We start from the raw sequence: 26,838 nt of genomic DNA, 5'->3' as shown, positions 1-26,838 counted from the left end.
GGGCTAATGAGCCCGATGAAAATCATGCCGGGAAAAGACGCAACGGGGCGTTTTTCCACTGGCGGAATCAATCCCGGGGCGATAAGCGATAATTCCCATGGCGCGATATGTATTCATCACCGGCGGCGTGGTTTCCTCGCTTGGAAAAGGCATCGCCGCAGCAGCCCTTGGGGCCCTCCTGCAGGCACGCGGCTATCGCGTGCGCATCCGCAAGCTCGATCCTTATCTGAATGTCGATCCCGGCACGATGTCGCCTTATCAGCATGGCGAGGTGTTCGTGACCGATGATGGCGCGGAGACCGACCTGGACCTTGGCCACTATGAGCGCTTCACCGGGCGTTCGGCCAACCAGCAGGACAACATCACCACCGGGCGTATCTACAAGAACATCATCGAGCGCGAGCGCCGCGGCGACTATCTGGGCGCCACCGTGCAGGTGATCCCGCACGTCACCGATGAGATCAAGAATTTCGTGCTCGGCGGCAATGACGATTTCGATTTCGTGCTTTGCGAGATTGGCGGCACGGTCGGCGACATCGAGGCGATGCCGTTCCTGGAAGCCATCCGCCAGATCGGCAACGACCTGCCGCGCAACAATGCCGTCTATGTGCATCTGACCCTGATGCCCTACATCCCGACGGCCGGCGAGTTGAAGACCAAGCCTACGCAACACTCGGTCAAGGAACTGCGCTCGATCGGCATTGCGCCTGACGTGCTGTTGGTGCGGGCCGACCGGCCGATCCCGGCCGAGGAGCGCCGCAAGCTGTCGCTGTTTTGCAATGTGCGCCAATCCGCCGTCATCCAGGCGCTGGATGTCGGCCACATCTATGACGTGCCGGCCGCCTATCACAAGGAAGGGCTGGATTCGGAAGTGCTCGCCGCTTTCGGCATCGACCCGGCGCCGAAGCCGCGGCTGGATGCGTGGAAAGACGTGGCGGCGCGCATCCACAATCCGGAAGGTGAAGTCACCATCGCCATCGTCGGCAAATATACTGGCCTCAAGGATGCCTATAAGTCGCTGATCGAGGCGCTGTCGCATGGCGGCCTGGCCAACAGGGTGCGCGTCAAGCTCGACTGGATCGAATCGGAGATCTTCGAGAAAGAAGACCCGGCGCCGTGGCTGGAGAAGGTGCATGGCATATTGGTGCCGGGCGGCTTCGGCGAGCGCGGTGCCGAAGGCAAGATCCTTGCGGCAAAATTCGCGCGAGAGCGCAAGGTGCCGTATTTCGGCATCTGTTTCGGCATGCAGATGGCCTGCATCGAGGCGGCCCGGTCGCTTGCCGGCATCGAGAATGCCTCATCGACCGAATTCGGCGCGACCAAGGAGCCGGTCGTCGGCCTGATGACGGAATGGCTCAAGGGCAACATGCTCGAAAAGCGACGCGAAGCCGGCGATCTTGGTGGCACCATGCGGCTCGGCGCTTATGAGGCCCGGCTCAGCGAAGGCTCCAAGATCGCCGAAATCTACGGCGGCACCGAGATTTCCGAGCGTCACCGCCACCGCTACGAGGTCAATATCGACTATAAGGACCGGCTGGAGGCGTGCGGCCTGCGGTTTGCCGGCATGTCGCCGGACGGCGTGCTGCCGGAAACGGTCGAATATGCCGACCATCCCTGGTTCATCGGCGTGCAGTATCATCCCGAATTGAAGAGCCGCCCGCTCGATCCGCACCCGCTATTCGCCAGCTTCATTGAAGCAGCAGTGGAACAGAGCCGGCTGGTCTAGGTCGTGGACTCATAAATATGATCGAAATGGCGCCTGAAACGGCGATGAGATGCCAGGAGAAGCCCGCCGGTCGATGTGATTCATCGGCCAAGGGCTTCGACGCCGCAGCTCGAAGCCGTTTCGGCGTCCTTCGGATGTGGTCCCTCTGGCCGGCTACAGCGTCGCGAAGGACTTTAAAATGATCGACATTTCCTGCGCCTTCGCTCCTCGTATCCTGCCAGATGGCCTCACACCATTTCGACCAGATTTATGAGTTCACGACCTAGGCATCCCGCGGGTTCCCGCCGCTTTTTCCAGAAGCCGCTGCCCTGTCTTTTAGAGCCAGTGGCTTGTGCAGAAGGCCGGGTGAGGGGGACCTTTCCCCTTTCCCTTCCTCATCCTCGAGGCCGGTGGTGAGCGCAGCGAACCGCTGGAACTCGGGGATCCATTCCATGACCGCGACGACAGTCGCCGCCGCGCAGAAGGCATGCGCCCCGAAAGCGTGGACAGAATCCATCCACCCCGGCCCGCAACCCCTTGCCACACCTGCCTTTGCCCACCCACGCGGCACTTTCTCATCCCCGCCTTGCGCTTGTGCCCTCATAATCCCCGCATCGCCCTCGCGGGAACACGGGTCATGAACCGGATGAGCGTGGAGGGGACGGTGCCGGATCGGTGACGCGATGGTGGCGTTGCTGGGTGATGAGCCCTCAGGTCCGGGCCTTGGAGGGCGGCTTTGCCGGCATGATGGAATGCTGTCTCCCGCGCTCAAGGCAAGAACACCGGACGGGCGGCCGAAGGACCGCACGAAATTACAATAAGATGAGCGTGTCCCGTGCCGCCCGTCTTCCCATGTTCTTTGACAATGGCCAGACGCGAAAGCGGGCGTGGCAATGGAAAACTGTGGCTAAGACCTTTCAAGACCTGGGTTCCTCGCCCCTCTGGGGAGAGGTGTCGAGGCGAAGCCGAGACGGAGAGGGGCGGAGCAAGGTGGAGAGGGCGGGGCAAGGACCACCAGACGCATTTTGCGGGCGTGGCGATGGAAAGCCGCACCCTTGGCCTGCGCCTGGCCATTCGGGCCCCCGCCAGCGACGAGCGCAGCGAGGCAGCTTAAGGGCGGGGCAAATTGTGAGTGGGAGTCGGTGTGGATGCACAATGCGCGGATGGGTGGCTTGCCAGGCTTTGCAGCTTCACCGGACAGGGCGTGATCGAGCACCGGATAACCATAGCAAAAGGGCGGCAGACCGGAGCCTGCCACCCTTTTTTGTTGAACTAGCCGTAAAGCTTAGTTGCTGCCGCCCAGAACACGCGGGCTGACCAGAAGCGGCTCGTTGGCGCCGATGGCGGCGGACGACGAGTAATCGACAGCGGCCGGAGCATTGACGACGACCGAAGCCGGAGCGGCATCGCCGGAACGGGCGGAGGCAGGCAGCGCGGTGGTGGCAATCGTGGCCGTGGCCGGGTTTTCGATCAGCGAGGCGGGCGCGGCATCGTCATAGGCGAAAGCCGAGCCGGCGACGGTGGAAAGGGCAACCGCGAGAGCGAGTGCGATCTTGTTCATGATAAATCTCCTGTTTTCCTGTTTGGTTCAAAAATCTTGCCGGTGACGTTTGCGTCATCCGATGCAGCGTAAATATGTGAACGGGATGCAGCTTGCAGCGTGCGTTTTGTGAACAGTGTGTCGGCTAACGAAGTCCTCAAATTGGCGTGTGGCCGGACGCGCGCGGTTCAACCGATCGTGAGCGCAATGGAGGGCTCGCGGCTGATGCAAGATGGGGGCGCTTGAACCACTGGCCGTTTTGAGGCACATGCCAATCCAATGACCATGCCCCGCTCCCTCGATCATCTTGTGCTGCCGACAGCATCGCTGCACACGGCACGCGATCGATTGATGCAACTCGGCTTTACGGTGGCCCCGGCAGGGCGCCATCCTTTCGGCACCGAGAATACTTGCGTCTATTTCGCGGACGGCACCTTCATCGAACCGCTGGCCACCGGCGACGAGACACAGGCACGGCTGGCCGCCGATGAAGGAAATGTCTTCGTCGCTCGTGACCGGCAGTTTCGTGCGCGCAATGGCGATGAGGGGTTTTCGGCACTGGTACTGGCCACGGGCGATGCCGATGGCGACCATGCCGGCTTTGTCCGCGCCGGCATATCGGCGGGCAAACGGCTTGATTTTTCGCGACCCTTCACGGATGCATCAGGCAACACCGATATGGCGTCGTTCCGGCTGGCCTTTGCCGCCGGGAAGAATGCCCCGGATAGTTTTTTCTTCACCTGCCAGCGCGTCAACGCCCCCAAGGTGGGCCGCAGCGCGTTACAGGCGCACGAAAACGGGGTCAGGCGCATTGCGGGCGTGATCGCAGTGAGCGAGGAGCCCCAGGCATCCGGCGAATTTCTGTCCGCTGTCGCTGGCACGCAGACACCGGTTGCCTCGGGCGGGCAGATCGAATTGCAACTGGCCAATGCGACCGTGCAATGCGTTACGCCAGCAACTTTCGAACAGATTTCGGGGCAGGCCGCGCCTCAATCGACCGGGCTTCGGCTTGCCGCCATCATCTTCGGGGTGCAAGCTCTTGCCGCGATCGAGACTGTGTTGCGAAACAACGCCGTCGGCCATGAGCGTATCGGCAGGCGCGTGATCGTACCGGCTGTTGCTGGCCAAGGGACCGTTTTCATTTTCGAGGAAATTGCATGACCGCGCCCAATCCCCATGTGACCGTCGGTAATGTGGTTTTCGGCAATGCAGCGCCGCTTGCGCTGATTGCCGGCCCTTGCCAGCTTGAATCGAGCCAGCATGCATTCGATATGGCTGGCGCCCTGAAGGAGTTGACGGAAAATCTCGGAATCGGCTTCGTCTACAAGAGCAGCTATGACAAGGCCAACCGCACCTCGCTTTCAGGAACACGCGGGGCAGGGCTGGAAGCGGCGCTGCCGGTGTTCGAGGCCTTGCGCAAGGAACTTGACGTTCCGGTGCTGACCGATGTGCACACCGAGGAGCAATGCGGGCTTGTCGCCCCGGTGGTGGATATCTTGCAGATTCCGGCCTTCCTTTCGCGCCAGACCGACCTGCTTGTCGCCGCCGCCCGTACCGGCAAGGTGGTGAATGTAAAGAAAGGCCAGTTTCTGGCGCCGTGGGACATGAAGAATGTTGTCGCCAAGGTGACCGGATCGGGCAATGCCAATGTGCTGGTGACTGAACGGGGCGCGTCCTTCGGCTACAACACGCTGGTTTCCGACATGCGCTCTCTGCCGATCATGGCCGAGATGGGTGCGCCGGTGATCTTCGATGCCACCCATTCGGTGCAGCAGCCGGGCGGGCAGGGTGGTTCGTCCGGCGGCGAAAGGCGCTTCGTGGAAACGCTGGCGCGTGCGGCCGTGGCGGTCGGCGTGGCTGGCGTGTTCATTGAGACGCATCAGGACCCGGACAATGCGCCTTCCGACGGGCCGAACATGGTGCCGCTGAAGGATTTGCCGGAACTGCTGGAAAGGCTGATGGCCTTTGACCGCATCGCCAAGACCGCCGGTTGAGGTCGCCGCCCAGCGGGATTAGGCTGTTCGGGCGAGGGGCGTGCCAAGGAGGACGCCATGTCAGTCGCCCGGGTAACCGAAATCACATCGTCATCGACAAGCAGCTTCGAGGACGCCATCGAGCAGGGGGTCGCGCGAGCGGTAAAGACGCTCAAGAATATCGAGGGAGCGTGGATCCAGGAGCAGAAGGTCGTGGTCGAGGGCGGTCAGATCACCGCTTATCGCGTGAACATGAAGGTGACATTCGTCCTGGAGGACTAGGTCGTCGTCGTCGCGATCACATTCAGGAACTTTCCGCAGGGCTCCCCATTGACGTTCGTGTCAACGAACAATGAGGAGAATGAAGATGCCGACAGTTTCCAGGCATACCGACGCAATTGCCGCTTCGCGCGTGATCGGCACCAATGTCTACAACACCGCCGGCGAAAGTATCGGCTCGATCGAGGATGTGATGCTCGATAAGACGTCGAACGGCATCATGTTCGCGGTGATCGGTTTCGGCGGTTTTCTGGGAATAGGTGAGAAATATCACGCCATCCCATGGTCGCTGCTCGACTATGAGGTCGACAAGGGCGGCTATGTGGTGCCTTTCACCAAGGAGCAACTCGAAGCAGCGCCCGTCTATTCGATCAATGAACTGACTGGCGCAGATGGGACAAGGGCGCGCGATGCGTCCTATGACTATTACAAGGTCGATCCCTATTGGTGATGCTTCCCCGTCGGTTGTGCACAAAAGGCCCCGCTATGTCTGGCGGGGCTTTTTTCATTACGCAGCAGTTTGCGTTTTCGGCCGCTTCCGCTAAGAGAAGCCACGATTTTTACCGTCACCATCGAGGGCTCTGAATGACCACCATCATCGACATTATCGGCCGCGAAATCCTGGACAGCCGCGGCAACCCCACCGTGGAAGTGGATGTGGTGCTGGAGGACGGCTCCATGGGGCGCGCTGCGGTACCATCGGGCGCTTCGACCGGCGCGCATGAGGCGGTCGAGCTGCGCGACGGTGGTACGCGCTATCTGGGTAAAGGCGTCGAACGGGCGGTGGAAGCCGTCAATGGCGAGATTTGCGAGGCGATCGGCGGTCTTGAAGCCGAACATCAGGCCGAGGTCGACCAGGTCATGATCGACCTCGATGGCACCCCCAACAAGAACCGGCTCGGCGCCAACGCCATCCTTGGCGTGTCACTTGCCGTGGCGAAGGCTGCCGCCGAAGCTTCCGGCCTACCCCTCTATCGCTATCTGGGCGGCCCGAATGCCCGCGTTCTGCCGGTGCCGATGATGAACATCATCAATGGCGGCGCGCATGCCGATAATCCGATCGATTTCCAGGAATTCATGATCATGCCGGTCGGCGCCGGCTCGATCCGCGAGGCGGTACGCTGGGGCTCGGAAATTTTCCATACGCTGAAGAAAGGCCTGAAGGACGCGGGCCACAACACCAATGTCGGCGACGAAGGGGGCTTTGCCCCGAACCTGAAAAGCGCCCAGGCGGCCCTTGATTTCATCATGGGCTCGATCGAAAAGGCCGGCTACAAGCCGGGCGAGGAGGTCTTCATCGGACTGGACTGCGCGGCGACTGAATTCTTCAAGGACGGCAATTACGTCTATGAGGGCGAGAAGAAGACGCGTGACGCCAAGGCGCAGGCCAAATATCTGGCCAAGCTGGTTGCGGACTATCCGATCATCTCGATCGAGGACGGCATGGCCGAGGACGATTGGGACGGCTGGAAATATCTGACCGATCTGGTGGGCGATAAGGCGCAACTCGTTGGCGACGACCTGTTTGTGACCAACACGGCGCGCCTGCGCGATGGCATCCGCATGGGCGTCGCCAATTCGATCCTGGTCAAGGTCAACCAGATCGGCTCGCTGACCGAAACGCTCGACGCGGTCGAAACCGCGCATAAGGCAAGCTACACGGCAGTGATGTCGCATCGCTCGGGCGAGACGGAGGATTCCACCATCGCCGATCTCGCCGTGGCCACCAATTGCGGGCAGATCAAGACCGGCTCGCTGGCGCGCTCCGACCGGTTGGCGAAATACAACCAGCTTATCCGCATTGAGGAGGAACTGGGCAGCCAGGCGCGCTATGCCGGCCGCTCGATCCTCAAGGGATAAAACCTGCAATACCTGGCTATGCCAGCCTGCAGTGAGATTGAAGGGCGGGGGAGACCTCGCCCTTTTTGCGTGTCATGGGCTGAAATCGGTGCCTTCGTAACCGTCCATTAAGCAAGAATGCGCGAGATGGGGCGAGAGGGAAATGCTTATGTGGACTCGCCAGCACAAGGACAGAAAAACGGGTCGGCTGATCGTGCCGGCGCTGACCGTGCTGTTCCTGTCCTATTTCGGCTTTCATGCCTATCACGGCGAATTCGGCATCTACTCCAAATACCAGTTGCATGCGCGCACTGCCGAATTGCAGGGCAAGCTTGATGCCATCCGGGCCCAGCGGATCGATCTGGAGCGCCGGGTGCAGCTGTTGCATGACGGGACGCTTGAAAAGGACATGCTTGACGAGCAAGCCCGCAAGGCGCTTAATTTGTCACACGCCGACGAGATAACCATCATGCGGCCGGTCAATCACGCGAATTAACCCGATAGCGGTTAATCGATAATATCTTCAATGATTATAGGCATTTAAGCGCATGTCAGCCATGCATTTTTCCGCATGGCAGAACATGAGATTGCATGCTAGGTTCCTGCCAATTCGAGGGGGTGGAGGCATCCTCTCAGTGTCCGTAAGAGACAGTATCAGGGAGTGATGCATGGCTGCTGCCGCCAAAAGGGCGCCCGCGAAATCGAAAGCGGATGCCAAATCCGGTTCCAACCCCGTAACGCCCAAGCCAGTTGAATTCACCAAGGAGCAGGAGCTTTCGGCCTATCGCCACATGCTTCTGATCCGGCGCTTCGAGGAGAAGGCCGGCCAACTCTACGGCATGGGTTTCATCGGCGGCTTCTGCCACCTCTATATCGGCCAGGAAGCGGTGGTGACCGGTATGCAGATGGCGCTGATCGAAGGCGACCAGATGATCACCGCCTATCGCGATCACGGCCATATGCTGGCGATGGACATGTCGCCGCGCGGGGTGATGGCGGAGCTGACTGGACGGCAGGGTGGCTACTCCAAGGGCAAGGGTGGCTCCATGCACATGTTCTCCAAGGAGAAGCAGTTTTATGGCGGCCACGGCATCGTCGGTGCGCAGGTGCCGCTCGGCACCGGACTTGCCTTCGCCAACCGCTATCGCGGCAACAAGAACGTGTCGCTGACCTATTTTGGCGATGGTGCGGCCAACCAGGGCCAAGTCTATGAAAGCTTCAACATGGCCTCGCTGTGGAGGCTGCCGGTGATCTATATCATCGAGAACAACCGCTATGCGATGGGCACTTCGGTGACGCGCTCGTCTGCCGAAACTGACTTCTCGCAGCGTGGTACGTCCTTCCGCATTCCCGGCATACAGGTGGATGGCATGGATGTGCGCGCGGTGAAGGCGGCGGGCGACATGGCGACCGAATGGTGTCGCGCAGGCAAGGGCCCGATCATCCTTGAGATGCAGACCTACCGCTATCGCGGCCACTCCATGTCCGACCCCGCGAAATACCGGACCAAGGAGGAGGTGCAGAAGATGCGCTCCGAGCACGACCCGATCGAGCAGGTCAAGGCGCGTCTGTTCGACAAGAAGTGGGCGAGCGAGGACGACCTGAAGGCGATCGACAAGGAGGTGCGCGACATTGTGGCCGATGCTGCCGAATTCGCGCAGGCCGACCCGGAGCCGGATGCGTCCGAGCTCTGGACCGACATCGTACATTAAGGGGAGGGCAGGGATATGCCGATCGAAATTCTCATGCCCGCGCTCTCGCCGACGATGGAAGAGGGCAACCTAGCAAAGTGGCTGAAGAATGAGGGCGACAAGGTTGTCGCCGGCGACGTTATTGCCGAGATCGAGACCGACAAGGCGACGATGGAAGTTGAGGCTGTCGACGAGGGTACTCTGGGCAAGATCCTGATTGCGGCCGGCACCGAAGGGGTGAAGGTCAATACACCGATCGCCGTGCTTCTGGCCGACGGCGAAAGCGCCGATGCGATGAAAGCGCCGGCGACTGCGAAAAGCGAGGCTCCTGCCAAAGCACCCGAAGCGCCGGTCGAAGCCTCAGCGGCATCAAAGCCGGCGGCGCAGCCTGTCGCCGCTGCGCCCAAGGCGGAAGTTGCGGCCGATCCGGATATTCCGGCGGGCACGGAGATGGTTTCGACCACGGTGCGTGAAGCATTGCGCGATGCGATGGCCGAGGAAATGCGCCGTGATGAAGACGTGTTCGTGATGGGCGAGGAGGTCGCCGAATATCAGGGCGCCTACAAGATCACGCAAGGGTTGCTGCAGGAGTTCGGCAACCGGCGAGTGGTCGATACGCCGATCACCGAGCACGGTTTTGCCGGCGTCGGCGTTGGTGCTGCCTTTGCCGGGTTGAAGCCGATCGTGGAATTCATGACCTTCAATTTCGCCATGCAGGCGATCGATCAGATCGTCAACTCGGCGGCCAAGACGCTCTATATGTCGGGCGGCCAGATGGGTGCGCCTATCGTCTTCCGCGGTCCGAATGGGGCTGCCGCCCGCGTCGCCGCCCAGCACTCGCAGTGCTATGCCGCCTGGTACAGCCATATTCCGGGGCTGAAAGTGGTGATGCCCTATACGGCGGCCGATGCCAAGGGCCTACTGAAGGCTGCGATCCGCGATCCCAATCCGGTGATCTTCCTCGAGAACGAGATCCTCTACGGCCAGCATTTCGACGTGCCCAAGCTGGATGATTTCGTGCTACCGATCGGCAAGGCACGCATCCACAAGCAGGGCAAGGACGTGACCATCGTCTCCTTCGGCATCGGTATGACCTATGCGGTGAAGGCTGAAGCCGAGCTGCGCGAGATGGGCATCGATGTCGAGATCATCGATCTTCGTACCATCAGGCCGCTCGATTTCGATACGGTGATTGCTTCTGTCAAGAAAACCAATCGCCTCGTCGTGGTGGAGGAAGGTTTCCCGCAGAGTTCGGTCGGCGACCATATTGCCAGCCAGGTGATGCAGCGCGCATTCGATTTCCTCGACGCGCCCGTGATCACCATTGCCGGAAAGGACGTGCCGATGCCCTATGCGGCCAATCTCGAAAAGCTGGCGCTGCCCAATGTCGGCGAGGTCGTCGAGGCGGTGAAAGCCGTCACTTATCGCTGAGGGGGGACGCTCATGCCGATCAACATCACCATGCCTGCCCTCTCGCCGACAATGGAAGAGGGCAATCTTGCCAAGTGGCTGGTCAAGGAAGGCGACAAGGTTTCGCCCGGCGACGTGATCGCCGAGATCGAGACCGATAAGGCGACGATGGAAGTCGAGGCCGTGGATGAAGGCACGGTGGCAAAGCTCGTCGTGCCTGCCGGCACCGAAGGCGTCAAGGTCAATGCGCTGATCGCCGTTCTGGCGGCCGACGGTGAGGATGTGGGTGCTGCGGCCAAGGCCGGCGGCGATGGTGCTGCACCTGCCAAGGCAGAGGCTAAGCAGGAGAAGGCTCTTACCTCCCCCTCGGATGGGGGAGGTCGCGCCGAAGGCGCGGGTGGGGGTGAGAAGGCTGTTGCAACGCAAGCGGCCCCCACCCCGGTGCTGCGCACCGACCCTTCCCACAAGGGGGAGGGTAATGGGGCAGATCGCGCCTTCGCCTCGCCGCTTGCCCGCCGCATTGCCAAGGATGCGGGCATCGATGTCGCCGCAATTGCAGGCAGCGGACCGCGCGGCCGCGTGGTGAAGGCCGATGTCGAGGCAGCGATTGCCGGTGGCGGCGCCAAGGCAACGCCTGCTGCGAAGGCACCGGCAGACGCACCGGCCAGCGCGCCCAAGCCGATGTCGGATGATGCCGTACTCAAGCTTTTCGAGGAAGGCTCCTACGAACTGGTGCCGCACGACAATATGCGCAAGGTCATTGCGCGGCGGCTGGTGGAAGCCAAGAGCACGATCCCGCATTTCTATCTGACGCTGGATTGCGAGCTCGACGCCCTGCTTGCGCTGCGCAAGCAGCTCAATGATGCCGCACCGATGCGCAAGACCGACAAGGGCGATGTTCCCGCCTACAAGCTGTCGGTCAACGACCTGGTCATCAAGGCGATGGCACTGGCGCTGCGCGACGTTCCGGCGGCAAATGTCTCATGGACCGACAGTGCGATGGTGCAGCACAAGCATGCCGATGTCGGCGTTGCCGTGTCGATCCCCGGCGGGCTGATCACGCCGATCGTGCGCAAGGCCGATGAGAAGACGCTGTCCGTAATCTCCAACGAGATGAAGGATATGGCCGCGCGCGCCAGGAGCCGCAAGCTGAAGCCTGAGGAATATCAGGGCGGGACGACTGCGGTTTCCAATCTCGGCATGTTCGGCATCAAGGACTTTTCTGCCGTCATCAACCCGCCGCACGCCACCATTCTGGCGGTTGGCGCCGGCGAGGAGCGGGCGGTGGTCAAGAATGGCGAGATCAAGATCGCCACCATTATGTCGGTGACGCTTTCGACCGACCATCGAGCCGTCGATGGTGCATTGGGTGCCGAACTGCTTGCCGCTTTCAAGCGCCACATCGAAAATCCGATGGGAATGCTGGTGTGATTTCCTGACCGCCGCCGGCCGGCGGCGGTTGCCCCGAAAGACCGGAAATTGGAACCGAGGAGAAAATCCGTGGCCGAAAACTACGACGTCATCATCATCGGTTCGGGTCCGGGCGGCTATGTGACGGCGGTGCGGTCGGCACAGCTCGGCTTCAAGACGGCGATCGTCGAGCGCGAGCATCTGGGCGGTATTTGCCTCAATTGGGGTTGCATTCCCACCAAGGCGCTGCTGCGTTCGGCCGAGATCAAGCACTATGCCGAACATGCCAAGAATTACGGCCTGAAGATCGACGGAACGGTGTCGGCCGATGTGAAGGCCGTGGTGGAGCGTTCGCGCGGGGTCTCGGCCCGCCTCAATGGCGGCGTCGGCTTCCTGATGAAGAAGAACAAGGTCGATGTGATCTGGGGTGAGGCCAAGCTCAGCAAGCCGGGTGAGATCGTGGTGACAAAAACGGCCAAGAAGCCGATGGAACCTCAGCACCCGGCGCCGAAGAACACCAAGGGTGAGGGCACCTATACGGCAAAGCACATCATCCTTGCGACCGGCGCTCGGCCACGCGTGCTGCCCGGCATCGAGCCGGACGGCAAGTTGATCTGGACTTATTTTGAGGCGATGGTGCCGCAGGAGATGCCGAAATCGCTGCTGGTGATGGGCTCCGGCGCAATCGGCATCGAATTCGCCTCCTTCTATCGCACCATGGGGGCGGAGGTGACGGTGGTGGAACTGTTGCCGGCGGTGATGCCGGTGGAGGATGCCGAGGTTTCGGCATTCGCCAAGAAGCAGTTCGAAAAGCAGGGCATGAAGATTCTGCTCGATGCCAAGGTGGCCAAGGTCGAGAAGGGCGCGAACTCGGTGACCGCCCATGTCGAGCTGAAGGACGGCAAGATAGAGAAGATCACCGCCGACCGGATGATCTCTGCCGTCGGCGTGCAGGGCAATATCGAAAATCTCGGGCTGGAGCAGCTTGGCGTGAAGACGGATCGCGGTTGCGTGGTGGTGGATGGCTATGGCCGCACCAATGTGCCCGGCATCTATGCCATCGGCGACGTCGCCGGCCCGCCGATGCTGGCGCACAAGGCCGAGCATGAGGGCGTGGTCTGCGTGGAAAAGATCGCCAATGTTCCGGGCGTGCATGCCATGGACAAGCTCAAGATTCCCGGCTGCACCTATTGCCATCCGCAGGTCGCCTCGGTCGGGCTGACGGAGGCCAAGGCCAAGGAAGCCGGCCACGACATCCGTGTGGGCCGCTTTCAGTTCGGCGCCAATGGCAAGGCGATCGCGCTTGGCGAGGACCAGGGCTTCATCAAGACCATTTTCGACAAGAAAACCGGGCAACTGCTCGGCGCGCATATGATCGGTGCTGAAGTGACTGAACTCATCCAGGGCTTTGTCGTGGCGATGAACCTGGAGACGACCGAGGAAGAACTGATGCACACGATCTTCCCGCACCCGACGCTGTCGGAAATGATGAAGGAAAGCGTGCTCGACGCTTACGGTCGCGCGCTGAATGCATGACGGCGGATGCGCGCCTGTTGCGGCGCGCGGCGGCGACTTATATGCAGGGCTGGCGGACAGTTTGCGAGGAGAGGACCGATGGACCCTCAATACGGAATTCTGAGCATGCCGGGCACCGGCTTTTTCGGGATGCTGGTGATCGGCTTCCTGGCCGGCTATGTCGCTGAAAAGACCATGAACCGCGACCATGGCTTCATCACCAACATATTGGTGGGCATCGCCGGGTCTTTCGTCGGCGGCACGCTGGCCGGGCTGCTTGAAATCAACTATTACGGCTTCCTCGGCAATCTGGTTGTCGCCATTGCCGGCGCACTTCTCATCCTGTGGATTTTCGGCCGCTCGCAGGCGGCTCGCTAGGAAAAATCATGGTCACAGTGCTTGATCTCGTCTCCAAGGCGCCCCGGGTTCGGCATCCGGAAAAGGCGCACCGGCCGGACCAGGAGGTGCTGCGCAAGCCGGACTGGATTCGTGTCAAGGCGCCGGTATCGAAGGGCTATGCCGAAACGCGCGACATCGTTCGCTCGCACAAGCTGGTGACGGTGTGCGAGGAGGCGGGCTGCCCCAATATCGGCGAGTGCTGGGAAAAGAAGCACGCGACCTTCATGATCATGGGCGAGATCTGTACCCGCGCCTGCGCCTTCTGCAATGTGGCGACCGGACGGCCGCTGCCGCTCGACCCCAACGAGCCGGAGAGCGTCGCCAAGGCTGTCCTGCAGATGGGGCTGTCGCATGTGGTCATCACCTCGGTCGATCGCGATGATCTCGATGATGGCGGCGCGCAGCATTTTGCTGAGGTGATCCGCGCCATCCGTGAGATGACGCCGGCAACCACCATCGAAATCCTGACGCCGGACTTCCTGCGCAAGGAGGGGGCGCTGGAGATAGTCGTTGCGGCCAAGCCGGACGTCTTCAACCACAACCTCGAAACGGTGCCGTCGAATTATCTGACGGTGCGGCCCGGCGCCCGCTATTTCCATTCGGTGCGGCTGTTGCAGCGGGTGAAGGAACTCGATCCGTCGATCTTCACCAAGTCGGGAATCATGGTCGGGCTCGGCGAGGAGCGTAACGAAATCCTGCAACTGATGGACGATCTGCGCAGTGCGGACGTCGACTTCATGACCATCGGGCAATATCTTCAGCCGACGAAGAAGCACCATCCGGTGAAGGCGTTCGTGACGCCGGACGAGTTCAAGTCCTACGAGACCATCGCTTATACCAAGGGCTTCCTGATGGTATCGTCCAGTCCGCTTACTCGCTCCTCCCACCATGCCGGCGAGGACTTCGCAAGGTTGCGGGCAGCGCGCGAGGAAAAGCTGAAGAAGCGCGCCGACGCACTGGTCTGATGCCCAAATTCGAAACGATCCGCCGGGTTTCCCATACGCCGGACCAGATGTTCGCGCTTGTCGCGGATGTGGAGACATATCCGCAATTCCTGCCGCTTTGCGAAGCGCTTACGGTGCGCTCGCGCCGGGAGCGTGACGGGCAGACGGTACTGGTGGCCGATATGACCGCGGGCTACAAGGCGATCCGCGAAACCTTCACCAGCCAGGTGCATTTGAAGCCGGACGACTACACGATCGATGTCAAATATCTTGATGGGCCATTCCGCTATCTGAGCAATCTTTGGCGCTTCGATGCAACGGATGATGGCACCTGCGACATCCACTTCTTCATCGACTATGAATTCAAGAGCCGCATTCTCGGCGCGCTGATGGGCGCGATGTTCGACCGCGCCTTCCGCATGTTCGTGGAGGCGTTCGAGAAAAGAGCGGTCGAGATCTACGGACCCGGGAAGGTGGCGTAGCTACTCAAGCGCCTTCAGGCCCATTTCGAGTGCAGTTCGCACCGTCTGGCGGCGGATGAAATCGCGGCCATTATTCTCGAATATGCGCTTTTCGGCGATCAGTGCCTCGCCGCGTCTTGCCAGGCCAAACCAGACCAGGCCGACCGGCTTTTCGGGCGAACCGCCATCGGGCCCGGCAATGCCTGTAACGGCAAGGGCAATGCCTGCGTGCGAGCGCGCCAACGCGCCGGCGGCCATCTCCACGGCGGTTTCACGCGACACGGCTCCATGCGCATCGAGCGTGGCGGCGGATACACCAAGCATCTCCATCTTGGCCTCGTTGGAATAGGTGATAAAGCCGCGATCGACCATGGAGGAGGAGCCCGGAATATCGGTCAGCGCGGCGATGATGAGGCCACCGGTGCAGGATTCGGCCGTTGCCGACAGAATCTTGTGGCGGGCGCAGGCTTTGAGGAAAGCATCCGCCAATTCGCCGAGCTCATTCATTCGGGCACCTCTCCGGGATAGACCACGCTCACCGTGGCGATTGCGGCAATGCCCTCCTCGCGGCCGACAAAGCCAAGCTTCTCATTCGTCGTCGCCTTCACCGAAATGCGCTGCGGCGTGATGTTCAGCATCTTTCCAAGTGCCTCGGTCATCGCTTCACGGTGCGGACCGATGCGCGGCGCCTCGCAGATCAGCGTAATGTCGGCATTGGCGATCCGGCCGCCATGCGAACGCACGACACTCACTGCATGTTCCACGAAGATGTGCGAGGCAGCACCCTTCCATTGCGGATCGGAGGGCGGGAAATGCGTGCCGATGTCTCCGGCGCCGCAGGTGGCGAGCAGCGCATCCGTCAGCGCATGCAGGCCGACATCGGCATCGGAATGACCGGAAAGCTGCTTGTCGTGCGGGATGGCCACGCCACAGAGCGTGACATGGTCGCCGGGGCCGAAGCAATGCACATCATAGCCGTTGCCGGTGCGCACGTCGGGGAAGTTCACGGAAGCGGCGAGGCGCTGATCGGCCATTTCAATATCCCTTGCCCAGGTCAGTTTGATGTTTTCGGGCGAGCCCGCAACGATGCGCACCTTAATGCCCGCCCATTCGGCAATGGCCGCGTCGTCGGTGAAATCATTGCGGCCCTGGTCGAAAGCCCGCTGGTGCGCGCGCAGGATCAATTCATAAGGAAAGCCCTGCGGCGTCTGTGCCGCGTGAAGGCCGGCGCGTGGCACGGTCTCCAGGATGGTGCCACCTTCTGCCTCTCGTTTCAGCGTGTCGGAAACAGGCAAGGCGGGCAGGGCGCCGTGGCTTGTATCGATGGCGGCAGCAACGCGGTCTATGAGCGTCTTGTCGATGAAGGGACGCACGCCATCATGAATCAGAACAGCGCGAGGGCTATCCTCTTCCACGGCAAGCAGGCCGAGGCGGGTGGAGTCCTGTCGGGTTGCGCCGCCATGGACGATGCGCACATGCGCAGGCAGGTCGCAGATGGCTGCGCGCAGCAAATCCCCATCTTCGGGATGAATTACCACTGCGATGGCGGTGATGTCAGGATGCGAGGCAAAAGCATTCAGGGTGTGAGCAAGCACGGCACGAGTGCCGATGCGGCGATATTGCTTAGGGCCTTCTGCCTGTCCGGCGCGTTCACCACGGCCGGCTGCAACGATGACGGCTGCGATGCCGCGCGTTCCGGTTATTTTTGTCTTCATGCCGAACGCATAGTCGCAGACGTCGGCCAAGGCCAGCGCTTTAACGACGCTGCCGGATGTGGCTGTTACTTGCGGGCGATCGCGCCGACAGCGGCGCCGTCGACACGCTTGAGATTCATGCCGATGACCGGCACCATCTGCTTGTCGACCTTCACCGACACCGTCACAATCATCGTGTCCTCGCCGGCTACACGCGCTTGCATCACGCCCTTCAATTGCTTGCGATTGAGCGAGAGCACGACCTTGCGCCCGTCTACGACGCTGCCGGAGACGATATCGAGGCCTTTGCCCTCGGCGCCGTCGAGGAAGGAGCCCTGGTAGCCCTTGGCGCCTTTCTGTTCGATGGTCGCCGACATCTTCTGGGTGAAGATGCCAACGCGGCAGCCGCCGTCCAGCGTCATGCCGACTTTGCCGTCGGGCGTCGAGCCGGAAAGATTGCAGTTGAACTTGGTGCCCTTGTATTTGCCGGCGACGATCTCGCCGGGGCCGACCCATTCGCCCTGCACTGATTCGAAGAATTTCTTGTCCCGCTCGGACGCCTGAGCGGCGCTGGTGCCGGCAATGGCGAGCGTCATGATCGGCAGCACGCAAGACAGGATTGCACGTTTCATGAAGGGATACCCGGCAACAAAGGAAGCTCGTTTACGAATTGTCTGAAAGATGAACAAGATTGGTTAACGCTTTATCACCTGCGCTGCCAAATGAAGAAATATCACCAGCCGATATCAGGGCTTGGAAGGCGGCTTTTCTTCCTGCTTGCGGGAGGCAAAGGTGGCGAGGGCCGACAGGAAATCGCTCATTCCGGGCCGGGCTTTGGCTATAAAGGGCAGAGGCCGGGCGGTTTCCATGGCTGCGAGGCCAATGCGGGCCGTCATCATGCCGTTGACCACACCTTCACCGAGCTTGGCCGAAAGCCGCGCTGCCAGGCCGTGGCCGACGATCTGATGGACAAAACTGTCGCCGACCGCGATCGACCCGGTCACCGCCAGATGTGCCAGCACGCTGCGGGCGAGGCGAAAGAAGCCGAGTGTGCCCGGACGTCCGCCATAAAGCTCGGACAAGCGGCGAATCAGGCGCCCGGCCTCAAAGACGACATAGGCAATGTCGACCAGTGCACGCGGGCTGACTGCGGTGACGAGCGAGACGCGCTTGGCGGCATCAAGAATCAGCGTTTTGGCGCGATTGTCGAGCGGGCTCAATATCTCTGTCTCGGCAAGACGAACGAGATTCGCACCGTCGATGATGTCGCCACGCAAGGCATCGAGTGAGCGACGTCCGGCCGCCGTTTCTGGCTTGTCGGAAACGAAAGCCGAAAGCGCGTCCACCACTTCGCGGGCGGCTTTGGGGTCGTCGCGGGCAATGGCGTCGAGCGCCTTTTGTTGCAGATGTTCAACCGAAGCCAGCCGGCGCAACGCCAGCATCTCTCGCAACAGAATGACCACTAGTGCAATTGCGGCAATGGCAGCCATGCCGGCCGCCAACCAGCCAAGCCATTGCGCGCGCTGGAACAGGTCGCGGATCAACTGGTCCGTCCACAGGCCAATGGCCAGCGATACAAGAATGCCGAACGCACCGAGGAAAACTGTTCCAAGCCAAGAGCGGCGCCGTTGTGCGACCGCCGGCGGCGGCTCGCCTATGTTTATGTCCGGTTCCTCGAAGACGTCGATTTCAGCCGGAGTGACGATGGCGGCTTCGGATTTCACCGCTCTCGGCTTGCGCGGCGCGGCAGGCGTCGGCGCCCGTTCCTGTTCCGATTCGGGCTCGATGCGAAAAGCAGCAGGCTTGCGCGGTGCGGTCATGCGAGGCGGTCTCCGATCAGGAACTGCAACGCGCGATCGAGCCTTATATGAGGCAATGACAGCGTGACACCCTCCGCGGTTTTCTCAAGGTGCGGCGGGCGGAACCGCACGAAACGGATCTCCGGGTCGGCCTGGTCATTTAATCCGCTGCCGTTCTGTTGAAAAACCGAGCCAGCTTTTTCCGGCAAATCGCCGGGAAATATGGCGGTTTCGGTTTTGCCGTCGAATATCTCATCGCCTATCGTCTCGCCTTCCAGCGGCGTGCCGATGATCACCGGCAGCGTTTCGCGGCCCTGCTTGACGGTGCCTTCGCGAGTGGCCCTGACGGCGGCCATAGCCAGCACATCGACTTCAGCGCCAGACAGGTTGGCGCGGGCGGCCGAGCGTTCGGTCAGGCGCCGCACAATCGCCTGCAGGCGGTCATGGCTCTCATGATGCAGGTGATCGGCCTTGGTTGCGGCGACCAGGATGCGATCGATGCGGCGTGAGAACAGGTCGGTTAGCAGGCTGCCACGTCCGGGGCGAAAGCAGGCGAGGATTTCGGTAACGGCGCGCTCCAGATCTGCGATCGCGCCCGGCCCGGCATTCAGTGCCTGCATGGCGTCGATCAGCACGATCTGGCGATCGAGCCGGGCAATGTGCTCGCGGAAGAAGGGTTTCACGACATGCGTCTTGTAGGCCTCGTAGCGGCGCTCCATCATCGCATGCAGCGAGCCGGGGCGCGGGCGAGCATCGCCAAGTCCCGGAAGCGGCGCAAAGGTGAGGGCGGGCGAACCCTCCAGGTCGCCCGGCATCAGGAAGCGACCGGGCGGCAGCGTTGACAATGCTCGCTCGTCCAGCTTGCAGGCCTTCAGATAAGCGGCAAAGCTTTCGAACAGCCGCCGTGCCGTCATCTCGTCGGCATCCATGTTCGGATCGACGCCCGCTGCAAGCTTTCTCCATTCTTTCGAAAGCTCGGCACGGACCGGCAGCAGCGCGAGTTCGACGGCATCATGCGAGAATTCGCGATAGTTTTTGCCAAGTAGCGGCAAATCGAGCAGCCATTCGCCGGGATAATCGACGATATCCACCGACAGCCGACCGCTGGAAAACATGCGATTCCAGCCGGAAGCCGACTCATATTCGATGGTCAGGCGCAGTTCGGAGATGGCGCGAGTCGAGTCGGGCCATGTCCGCGCATTCACCAGGGCATCGATATGGTCCTCATACTGGAACCGTGGCACCGCATCGTCAGGCTGTTCTTCCAGCAAGGCGCGGGCGATGCGGCCCGATTTCTGCGCCTCGAACAAGGGCAGGCGGCCGCCATGGATAAGATTGTGGACGAAGGCGGAGATGAACACCGTCTTGCCGGCGCGTGACAGGCCGGTGACGCCGACACGGATCGAAGGAGAGAAAAGACCCGTCGCCCGCTCTGAAAGCGCATCCAGCGCAATCCGCGCCTCGTCGGTGAAAGTCGTCAGAGACGCCAAACGCTACACCCCGGCCTGTTAAGTCTCCCGATATAGGTTATGGAAGTCGGATTTAAAACGCCTGAAGAGTTTTCAGGTCAAGGCAGCCGGTAGTGGCTGGCATTTCTCTACAGTTCACCGGGTATCAGAAAAGCTTCGAGAAAACCTTGCCCGAGAGCTGCGGTGGCCAGAGGATTTGCAAACCGGATGACAGCGAGGCCTGATGTCGGGAATCCGGCATGGAGGTTGGCCCGCGCATGGTTTTCGCCCTCGGTTGCGATAGCCATGGCGAGATCTTCCAGCATCGGATTGTGGCCGATGACCAGCAGTGAACCTGTGGCACCAGACTGCTGGATGATTTTCAGATAACCGGCCGCATCTTCGCTATAGAGGCTGTCGAGGAACACTGTCCGCCCGGTATCGGCATGGGCGGCGATGCCCTCCAGCGTTTGCCGCGCCCGGGCGGCGCTGGAACAAAGCGTAAGATCGGGAACGAAATTGCAGGCCTGCATGGCGATGCCGGTGGCGGCGGCGTCGGCAATGCCGGACGGGTCGAGCGGCCGATCGAAGTCGCGCATCCCGGGCAGCGCCCAGCCGGCTTTTGCGTGCCTGAGGAGAAAAAGCCTGCTTGCCATGCGCACCCCCGATTTCGTCACGCTCGTTTAGCCATGGCGCAGCGATTGCGCAACTCGCCATGCCGCGAAACGCGAACCGGGTCGGCCGATACAGCTAACAATTGCGTGAGTCTTAAACCGATTGATCTTGTGCGGTCGTTGAGCGACGAATATATAGGCCCCAAAAACGGGTAAATGGGGTGAGTCGAAATGAACGAACTCGTTGATACCGCTTATGTTCCTACGGAAGACGAACCGTTCATGAATGAGCGGCAGAAGTCCTACTTCCGTCAGAAGCTCGTCAGATGGAAGAGCGACATCCTGCGTGAAGCACGCGAAACGCTCGAAATTCTCCAGCAGGAAAACGCCAACCATCCGGACCTCGCAGACCGGGCTTCCTCCGAAACAGATCGGGCAATCGAGCTCAGGGCACGCGACAGGCAACGCAAATTGATCTCGAAAATCGATTCGGCACTCCAGCGGCTCGACGAGGGAACTTACGGTTTCTGCGAAGAAACCGGCGAGCCGATCGCCCTGAAGCGACTGGACGCCCGTCCGATCGCAACACTGTCGATCGAAGCGCAGGAACGCCATGAGCGGCGCGAGAAGGTCTATCGCGACGACTGACAGCGCGGATAGTCATTTTAAATGAAGAACGGGCGGCTTCGGCCGCCTGTTTTGTTTGCTGATCGCGTTCGGCTATCTCTTGTGGCTGGAAAGCTCGCCGAGCAGCCTGGTCATTTCGTCATCGAGGGAGCCTTCGGCAGCCTTGGAAGCGGCCGCCTGAGGGCTTTCCCGCAAGGAAAATTCCAGCTCTTTCATCAGTTCGTCGTCAATCTTGTCGCGCTCGGCGGTTGGCTGAGGCGCGGCCGGGGACGGGTTGGTGTGCGCCAAGACCGGTGAGGGACCGCGATGCGGAACAGGGGCGGGGGTCGCTTGAGGCGCGACCGGAGGCTCTGCCCTTGGCGCAGGCGCCGGTCGCGGTGCGAATGCAGGGGCAGGGCGTACGGCAGCGGGGGCCGGCCGTGGTGTCGGGGCTGGCGCACGCAGAGGCGGTGCTGGCCTCTGTGCCGGTTGTTCAGGCGCATGAGTTCTAGTGGGCACATCATGGCTGTCACTGGCAGACAGGACTGGCCGACGGTGCTGGGTAAGGCGGATATCGCGCTCTACCACGATATCGCTTGCCCCGCCGATCAGCAGCAGGTGCTCGATGTCGTCACGGCGCACGAGAACCAGACGCCGGTTGCTGTCGACTGCAGTCGCGTCCATCACCGCCAGACGCGCCTTGCGGTTGCGGCCGCCGGCGACAAAAGTGCCGAATGTCAGGCTGCGCACCAGCTTGATGATGACCAGGACGACAAGCAGGAGAATGAGGGCGGCAAAAGTCCACAAAATTGCTGCCGAATATCCGGGCCCGGCAATGCCATCCAACCAGTCCATCATCTGCGCCCTCGCTTCAATTCGCTTCGCCCGCGCGAGACACTAAACCGTTGGCTCCATCGTCCGCAAGCTGCGTTTCACGGTTGATGAACGCCGGAAACATGTCGGGCTGGCTGCCGGGTTGCCGGGCACGATTTTTGATTTGGCGGGACCTTGCGGCCGAATTGGCCGGAGGGCATTGGGGCAGCACATGGCTGCCCCAGCAAGAGCTACATAGCCGCAGCTACGAAGGGCGCCACTTCCACCATGCCACGATAGATCATGTCGAGTGCGACATAGAGGATGATGGCCAGGCCGATATAGGCAATCCAAGGATAGCGATGCAGCAGCTTAGCGATGAAGCTGGCGGCCAGACCCATCAGGGCGATAGAGAGGATCAGCCCGATGACAAGCACTGTCAGATGGTCGCGCGCGGCACCGGCAACGGCCAGGACATTGTCCAGCGACATCGACACGTCGGCAACGACGATCTGGATTGCCGCCTGTCTCAACGTCTTGCGCGGGGCGCCGCTGGCAACGGAACCGTCAGCGTTGATGTCCATCTCAGATAGGGCTTCATGGGCAGCTTCATGTTCGGCTTTCGAAGTGCGCAGTTCGCGCCACATTTTCCAGCATACCCACAAAAGCAGAATACCGCCGACCAGCAACAGACCGAGGACCTGCAAGAGCTGGACGGTAAGCATCGCAAAGATGATACGCAGGACTGTTGCCGCCAGAACACCAACCAGAATAGCTTTTTTTCGCTGATCGGCAGGCAGGCCGGCCGCAGCCAGGCCGATGACTATGGCATTGTCACCGGCAAGCACGAGATCGATTGCAATGACCTGCAGCAACGCCGCAAATCCGGCGGCGGTGAAAATTTCCATGTTACGAAGACCTTCTTGAGTGCCTGTGGCCAGGCTGTGGTGACGCACGGCCTAACGCGCGGGCTTGCCTTGCGTCAAGTAATCTAAAGTCGGCCGGTGTCTATAAGGTGATTCCGTCCACTGCCCTTAGATTCGCTCACCGGCCTGACCAGATCGGGCGAATTGGCCCCTGGAGAGCGGAGGGAAGCCGTTCGGCTGCGTCATTTTTGATTTCGCATTTGCAAAACAACGCAATATAATTGCGCTGCGCCGCACACGTACCGTCAAACGCCGGTTTTGTTAAGATAATCTGTGTTGCAGGCTTGACGGTTTCGGGTCTTGCGAGTATGACCCGCCTCGTCTGAACCGATGTGAGGTTTGGCTTTCCGGCAGCGTCGCGCTCTGGAGTTTGCCTCAAACAAGGTTCGTTTTACGAGCGAATACACATTTCCGGCGTGCATGAGGCGGAGTTCCGCTTCCTCTGCTTTTTGTTCGGGCTCACCGCGAGATGCGGCTTGTGGCCCGAATTTGCGTATGGAAACGCCGCTTGAAGCCGCCCGTGAATGGGCTCGAGACACGGAATTATTTGGACAAGAGGGTTTAATGCCTACCGTCAACCAGTTGATCCGCAAGCCGCGCATTGCGCCGGTGAAGCGCAATAAGGTTCCGGCCATGCAGGCCAATCCGCAGAAGCGGGGCGTCTGCACGCGCGTTTACACGACGACGCCGAAGAAGCCGAACTCCGCGCTCCGCAAGGTCGCGAAGATCCGTCTGACCAATGGCTTCGAGGTGATCGGCTATATTCCTGGCGAAGGTCATAACCTTCAGGAGCACTCGGTCGTCATGATCCGCGGCGGCCGCGTCAAGGATCTTCCCGGCGTGCGCTACCACATCATCCGCGGCGTGCTCGACACGCAGGGCGTCAAGAACCGCAAGCAGCGCCGTTCCAAATATGGCGCCAAGCGTCCGAAGTAAGTTTTTCGGTTCCGGTGCCTGATTGTTGCGCCGAACCTCGAAGTTGAGAGACGAAAACCATGTCCCGACGTCACAGTGCAGATAAGCGTGAAATCAACCCGGATCCGAAGTTCGGCGATCTGGTTATCACGAAATTCATGAACGCAGTCATGTATGACGGCAAGAAGTCGGTTGCCGAGACGATTGTCTATGGCGCGCTCGATCAGGTGCAGTCCAAGACCAAGCAGGAGCCGGTGACGGTCTTCCATCAGGCGCTGGACAATGTCGCGCCGCATGTCGAAGTGCGTTCGCGTCGCGTCGGTGGTGCTACCTATCAGGTGCCGGTCGATGTTCGTCCGGAGCGCCGGCAGGCTCTGGCCATTCGCTGGCTGATCACGGCTGCGCGCAACCGCAACGAAACGACGATGGTTGACCGTCTGTCTGGCGAACTGATGGACGCCGCCAATAATCGTGGCACTGCCGTCAAGAAGCGTGAAGACACCCACAAGATGGCGGAAGCCAACCGCGCCTTCGCGCATTATCGCTGGTAAAGCGCGAACTAGAGTTAGAGGCACCCTCCCATGGCCCGCGAATTCCATATCCACGAATACCGTAACTTCGGCATCATGGCGCATATCGACGCCGGCAAGACGACGACTACGGAACGCATCCTTTACTACACCGGTAAGAACCATAAGATGGGCGAGACGCATGATGGCGCCTCGACCATGGACTGGATGGAGCAGGAGCAGGAGCGCGGCATCACCATCACGTCCGCTGCGACCACGACTTCTTGGAAGGGCCGCAACGGCAAGCAGTATCGCTACAACATCATCGACACGCCGGGTCACGTCGACTTTACCATCGAAGTCGAGCGCTCGCTGCGCGTTCTCGATGGTGCGATCACGCTGCTGGATTCGAATGCCGGCGTGGAGCCGCAGACCGAGACCGTCTGGCGTCAGGCCGAGAAGTATCATGTCCCGCGCATGATCTTCTGTAACAAGATGGACAAGATCGGGGCCGACTTCTATCGCTGCCTCGACATGATCAAATCACGCCTCGGTGCGGTTCCTATTGCTCTGCAGCTGCCGATCGGCGCTGAGAGCGAGTTCAAGGGCGTTGTCGACCTCATCGAGATGAAGGGTCTTGTCTGGCACGAGGAGCATCTCGGTGCCGACTGGGATGTCATCGAGATTCCGGACGATCTGAAGGCTCGCGCGGAAGAATATCGCGAGAAGATGATCGAAACCGCTGTCGAAATGGACGAGACGGCGCTTGAAAATTACCTGGAAGGCAAGATGCCGACCAATGATGAGCTGCGCGAGTTGATCCGCAAGGGCACCATCGAGGTCAAGTTCCATCCGGTTCTCTGTGGCACGGCGTTCAAGAACAAGGGCGTGCAGCCGCTGCTCGACGCCGTCGTAGACTACCTGCCGGCGCCGGATGAAATCCCAGCCATCAAGGGCATCGACCCGAAGACGGAGGCTGAAGTTCTTCGTCATTCGACCGATGACGAGCCGCTGTCGATGCTGGCATTCAAGATCATGAATGATCCGTTCGTGGGCTCGCTGACCTTCTGCCGCATTTATTCGGGCAAGGTCACCAAGGGCATGTCGCTCGACAACACGGTCAAGAACAAGAAGGAGCGCATCGGCCGCATGCTGCAGATGCATGCGAACTCGCGCGCCGACATCGAAGAAGCCTTCGCTGGCGACATCGTTGCTCTTGCCGGCCTGAAGGACACCACCACTGGCGACACGCTTTGCGATCCGCTGAAGCCGGTGATTTTGGAGCGTATGGAATTCCCCGAGCCGGTCATCCAGATCGCCATCGAGCCGAAGACCAAGAACGACCAGGAGAAGATGGGCCTGGCGCTCAACCGTCTGGCTGCTGAAGATCCTTCGTTCCGCGTCAAGACCGACGAAGAGTCGGGTCAGACCATCATCGCCGGCATGGGCGAACTTCATCTCGACATTCTGGTCGACCGCATGCGCCGTGAATTCAAGGTGGAAGCCAATGTCGGTGCGCCGCAGGTGGCTTATCGTGAAACCATCACGCGCACCCATGAGCAGGACTACACCCATAAGAAGCAGACCGGCGGTACCGGCCAGTTTGCGCGCGTCAAGATCATCTTCGAGCCGGATGCCGAGGGCGACGACTTCCAGTTCGAGTCGAAGATTGTCGGCGGTGCCGTTCCGAAGGAATACATTCCGGGCGTGGAAAAGGGCATCACCAGCGTCTTGTCGGCTGGGCCTTTCGCCGGCTTCCCGATGATCGGTGTCAAGGCAACGCTCATTGACGGTGCCTTCCACGATGTCGACTCCTCGGTCCTCGCCTTCGAAATCGCCGGCCGGGCGTGCTTCCGCGAGGCTGCACCCAAGCTTGGCGTTCAGTTGCTCGAGCCGATCATGAAGGTCGAGGTGGTGACGCCGGAAGACTATGTCGGCAACGTCATCGGTGACCTGACGAGCCGCCGTGGCCAGATTCAGGGCCAGGAGGCGCGCGGGGTGGCTGTTGTCATCAACGCAATGGTGCCGCTCGCCAACATGTTCAAATATGTCGATACGCTGCGCTCGATGTCACAGGGCCGCGCCCAGTACACGATGCAGTTCGACCACTATGATCCGGTGCCGACCGCAGTGGCGGCAGAAGTTCAGAAGAAATTCGCGTAGTTCCAAGAACCTACGACCGCACCTTAATTTGTCGCCTTAATCGGCTTCTAGGAATGGAGACCTCACATGGCCAAGAGTAAATTCGAGCGCACCAAGCCGCATGTGAACATTGGCACGATTGGTCACGTTGACCATGGCAAGACGTCGCTGACGGCAGCGATCACGAAGTATTTCGGCGATTTCCG

At 60.8% G+C, this 26,838-nt stretch carries 28 protein-coding genes; 19 read left to right on the top strand and 9 right to left on the bottom strand.

The genetic code is table 11. The features are described from left to right. Positions 1 to 97 precede the first annotated feature (97 nt). The gene (locus EET67_RS07805) at positions 98 to 1,726 is read left to right on the top strand and encodes a CTP synthase (RefSeq protein WP_165899826.1); all 1,629 of its coding nucleotides are present in this window, start codon (positions 98 to 100) and stop codon (positions 1,724 to 1,726) included. Between the two features lie 1,264 nt (positions 1,727 to 2,990). Here EET67_RS07805 and EET67_RS07800 read toward each other — a convergent pair. Then, positions 2,991 to 3,266 carry a hypothetical protein gene (locus EET67_RS07800; protein WP_128625604.1) on the bottom strand — a complete coding sequence of 92 codons (276 nt, stop codon included), beginning with the start codon at positions 3,264 to 3,266 and terminating at the stop codon, positions 2,991 to 2,993. Positions 3,267 to 3,524: 258 nt separating this feature from the next. Here EET67_RS07800 and EET67_RS07795 point away from each other — a divergent pair, with 258 nt between their 5' ends. From EET67_RS07795 to EET67_RS07735, 13 genes are all read left to right on the top strand, one after another. Then, positions 3,525 to 4,406: a VOC family protein gene (locus EET67_RS07795; RefSeq protein WP_342634658.1), complete on the top strand. Its 882-nt coding sequence runs from the start codon at positions 3,525 to 3,527 to the stop codon at positions 4,404 to 4,406. Next, positions 4,403 to 5,239 carry a 3-deoxy-8-phosphooctulonate synthase gene (kdsA, locus tag EET67_RS07790; protein ID WP_128625603.1) on the top strand — a complete coding sequence of 279 codons (837 nt, stop codon included), beginning with the start codon at positions 4,403 to 4,405 and terminating at the stop codon, positions 5,237 to 5,239. The genes EET67_RS07795 and kdsA overlap by 4 nt, the downstream gene beginning before the upstream one ends. Positions 5,240 to 5,296: 57 nt before the next feature. Further along, on the top strand, positions 5,297 to 5,500 hold the full coding sequence (locus tag EET67_RS07785; protein ID WP_128625602.1) for a dodecin family protein: 204 nt from the start codon (positions 5,297 to 5,299) through the stop codon (positions 5,498 to 5,500). An 85-nt stretch (positions 5,501 to 5,585) separates the two neighbouring features. Next, positions 5,586 to 5,948, top strand: a complete 363-nt coding sequence (locus EET67_RS07780; RefSeq protein ID WP_128625601.1) for a PRC-barrel domain-containing protein — start codon at positions 5,586 to 5,588, stop codon at positions 5,946 to 5,948. Between the two features lie 134 nt (positions 5,949 to 6,082). Then, entirely contained in the window at positions 6,083 to 7,357 is a 1,275-nt protein-coding gene (eno, locus tag EET67_RS07775) for a phosphopyruvate hydratase (RefSeq protein WP_128625600.1), read from the top strand. Positions 7,358 to 7,505: 148 nt separating this feature from the next. After that, positions 7,506 to 7,832, top strand: a complete 327-nt coding sequence (locus tag EET67_RS07770; RefSeq protein ID WP_128626117.1) for an FtsB family cell division protein — start codon at positions 7,506 to 7,508, stop codon at positions 7,830 to 7,832. A gap of 172 nt (positions 7,833 to 8,004) precedes the next feature. Beyond that, positions 8,005 to 9,048, top strand: a complete 1,044-nt coding sequence (pdhA, locus tag EET67_RS07765; protein WP_128625599.1) for a pyruvate dehydrogenase (acetyl-transferring) E1 component subunit alpha — start codon at positions 8,005 to 8,007, stop codon at positions 9,046 to 9,048. Positions 9,049 to 9,063: 15 nt separating this feature from the next. After that, a complete protein-coding gene (locus EET67_RS07760; protein ID WP_128625598.1) occupies positions 9,064 to 10,458 on the top strand; it encodes a pyruvate dehydrogenase complex E1 component subunit beta in 1,395 nt (464 codons plus the stop codon). A gap of 12 nt (positions 10,459 to 10,470) precedes the next feature. After that, positions 10,471 to 11,868: a pyruvate dehydrogenase complex dihydrolipoamide acetyltransferase gene (locus EET67_RS07755; RefSeq protein ID WP_128625597.1), complete on the top strand. Its 1,398-nt coding sequence runs from the start codon at positions 10,471 to 10,473 to the stop codon at positions 11,866 to 11,868. Positions 11,869 to 11,937: 69 nt separating this feature from the next. Then, positions 11,938 to 13,383 carry a dihydrolipoyl dehydrogenase gene (gene lpdA / locus EET67_RS07750; protein ID WP_128625596.1) on the top strand — a complete coding sequence of 482 codons (1,446 nt, stop codon included), beginning with the start codon at positions 11,938 to 11,940 and terminating at the stop codon, positions 13,381 to 13,383. 78 nt (positions 13,384 to 13,461) lie between these two features. Beyond that, on the top strand, positions 13,462 to 13,740 hold the full coding sequence (locus EET67_RS07745; RefSeq protein WP_128625595.1) for a GlsB/YeaQ/YmgE family stress response membrane protein: 279 nt from the start codon (positions 13,462 to 13,464) through the stop codon (positions 13,738 to 13,740). A gap of 8 nt (positions 13,741 to 13,748) precedes the next feature. After that, on the top strand, positions 13,749 to 14,726 hold the full coding sequence (lipA, locus tag EET67_RS07740; RefSeq protein ID WP_128625594.1) for a lipoyl synthase: 978 nt from the start codon (positions 13,749 to 13,751) through the stop codon (positions 14,724 to 14,726). Beyond that, a complete protein-coding gene (locus EET67_RS07735; protein ID WP_128625593.1) occupies positions 14,726 to 15,187 on the top strand; it encodes a type II toxin-antitoxin system RatA family toxin in 462 nt (153 codons plus the stop codon). Before lipA ends, EET67_RS07735 begins: the two co-directional genes overlap by 1 nt. Here the strand turns inward: EET67_RS07735 and EET67_RS07730 are convergent, their stop codons facing one another. From EET67_RS07730 to EET67_RS07705, 6 genes are all read right to left on the bottom strand, one after another. After that, positions 15,188 to 15,673 carry a CinA family protein gene (locus EET67_RS07730; protein ID WP_128625592.1) on the bottom strand — a complete coding sequence of 162 codons (486 nt, stop codon included), beginning with the start codon at positions 15,671 to 15,673 and terminating at the stop codon, positions 15,188 to 15,190. Continuing rightward, entirely contained in the window at positions 15,670 to 16,881 is a 1,212-nt protein-coding gene (locus EET67_RS07725) for a bifunctional 2-C-methyl-D-erythritol 4-phosphate cytidylyltransferase/2-C-methyl-D-erythritol 2,4-cyclodiphosphate synthase (RefSeq protein ID WP_128625591.1), read from the bottom strand. The genes EET67_RS07730 and EET67_RS07725 overlap by 4 nt, the downstream gene beginning before the upstream one ends. Before the next feature lie 65 nt (positions 16,882 to 16,946). Continuing rightward, the gene (locus tag EET67_RS07720; protein WP_128625590.1) at positions 16,947 to 17,492 is read right to left on the bottom strand and encodes a hypothetical protein; all 546 of its coding nucleotides are present in this window, start codon (positions 17,490 to 17,492) and stop codon (positions 16,947 to 16,949) included. A 114-nt stretch (positions 17,493 to 17,606) separates the two neighbouring features. Next, complete coding sequence (locus tag EET67_RS07715; RefSeq protein ID WP_128625589.1) at positions 17,607 to 18,680, bottom strand: YcjF family protein; 1,074 nt, start codon at positions 18,678 to 18,680, stop codon at positions 17,607 to 17,609. Continuing rightward, the gene (locus tag EET67_RS07710) at positions 18,677 to 20,149 is read right to left on the bottom strand and encodes a YcjX family GTP-binding protein (protein WP_128625588.1); all 1,473 of its coding nucleotides are present in this window, start codon (positions 20,147 to 20,149) and stop codon (positions 18,677 to 18,679) included. The genes EET67_RS07715 and EET67_RS07710 overlap by 4 nt, the downstream gene beginning before the upstream one ends. A gap of 107 nt (positions 20,150 to 20,256) precedes the next feature. Next, positions 20,257 to 20,763 (bottom strand): SixA phosphatase family protein, encoded by a 507-nt coding sequence (locus tag EET67_RS07705; RefSeq protein ID WP_128625587.1) that lies wholly within the window; start codon positions 20,761 to 20,763, stop codon positions 20,257 to 20,259. 189 nt (positions 20,764 to 20,952) lie between these two features. Here EET67_RS07705 and dksA point away from each other — a divergent pair, with 189 nt between their 5' ends. After that, positions 20,953 to 21,369, top strand: coding sequence for an RNA polymerase-binding protein DksA (dksA, locus tag EET67_RS07700; RefSeq protein WP_128625586.1), 417 nt, complete (start codon positions 20,953 to 20,955; stop codon positions 21,367 to 21,369). A gap of 72 nt (positions 21,370 to 21,441) precedes the next feature. Here the strand turns inward: dksA and EET67_RS07695 are convergent, their stop codons facing one another. Beyond that, positions 21,442 to 22,182: a flagellar biosynthetic protein FliO gene (locus EET67_RS07695; protein WP_128626116.1), complete on the bottom strand. Its 741-nt coding sequence runs from the start codon at positions 22,180 to 22,182 to the stop codon at positions 21,442 to 21,444. A gap of 209 nt (positions 22,183 to 22,391) precedes the next feature. Beyond that, positions 22,392 to 23,048, bottom strand: a complete 657-nt coding sequence (locus EET67_RS07690) for a TerC family protein (protein ID WP_128625585.1) — start codon at positions 23,046 to 23,048, stop codon at positions 22,392 to 22,394. Between the two features lie 582 nt (positions 23,049 to 23,630). Here EET67_RS07690 and rpsL point away from each other — a divergent pair. The 4 genes from rpsL to EET67_RS07670 all read left to right on the top strand — a co-directional run. Continuing rightward, on the top strand, positions 23,631 to 24,002 hold the full coding sequence (rpsL, locus tag EET67_RS07685) for a 30S ribosomal protein S12 (protein WP_008837709.1): 372 nt from the start codon (positions 23,631 to 23,633) through the stop codon (positions 24,000 to 24,002). 59 nt (positions 24,003 to 24,061) lie between these two features. Then, positions 24,062 to 24,532 (top strand): 30S ribosomal protein S7, encoded by a 471-nt coding sequence (gene rpsG / locus EET67_RS07680; protein ID WP_128625584.1) that lies wholly within the window; start codon positions 24,062 to 24,064, stop codon positions 24,530 to 24,532. Between the two features lie 30 nt (positions 24,533 to 24,562). Then, positions 24,563 to 26,653: an elongation factor G gene (gene fusA, locus EET67_RS07675; RefSeq protein WP_128625583.1), complete on the top strand. Its 2,091-nt coding sequence runs from the start codon at positions 24,563 to 24,565 to the stop codon at positions 26,651 to 26,653. A gap of 66 nt (positions 26,654 to 26,719) precedes the next feature. After that, positions 26,720 to 26,838: GTP-binding protein (locus tag EET67_RS07670; protein WP_245450842.1), on the top strand; the 119-nt coding region annotated here is incomplete at its 3' end.

The sequence above is a fragment of the Borborobacter arsenicus genome, from assembly GCF_003934165.1.
Classification (GTDB): Bacteria; Pseudomonadota; Alphaproteobacteria; order Rhizobiales; family Rhizobiaceae; genus Pseudaminobacter; species Pseudaminobacter arsenicus.
This window is presented reverse-complemented; position numbering and strand designations above follow the sequence as displayed.